Here is a 429-nt window from a genome sequence, read left to right as displayed (position 1 = left end):
TTGTATGATCCGGGCCTTGTCAAGTTCGCATTGAACGGTTCCTTCTGTTGACGGGTTGGGGGCCCCCACACGCAATGCTCAAGGATTGGCTTCATTAGTTCCGAGGTCAGCTGATGCACTATCCGTGCATAGACTTGTATCCGGTCGAGGCCGTGGCCGCGTACCATAATCCGTATTCACATCCCCGGATCGAGCAAAGGCGGATGCGGACCAAACTACTACTGGGCGTTTTCAGGCGCCATCAACTTTCCCGGTCACACATCACACCAATCCGCGTCGCCTTATCGAGCCTGTTGCAACATAAGCATCAGGCGGCGCGGAGCTCGGCACCTTGAGGGACCAGACCGGTCTCCGCAAAGCGCCAAAGCGCGATTAACAATTTTCGGGCGAGCGCAACGATCCCCACCTTTGCCGCGCGAGCGCCGTTGC

1 pseudogene is annotated in these 429 nt (G+C 57.6%); it reads right to left on the bottom strand.

Features of this window, described 5'->3' with window-relative positions:
- Positions 1 to 307 precede the first annotated feature (307 nt).
- Positions 308 to 429, bottom strand: a pseudogene (locus AX692_RS20415) (IS110 family transposase); the annotation flags it as partial.

The sequence above is a fragment of the Erythrobacter donghaensis genome, assembly GCF_001557325.1.
GTDB lineage: Bacteria > Pseudomonadota > Alphaproteobacteria > Sphingomonadales > Sphingomonadaceae > Erythrobacter > Erythrobacter donghaensis_B.
The sequence above is the reverse complement of the archived record's forward strand: the minus strand, read 5'-3'. Positions and strand labels throughout refer to the sequence as shown.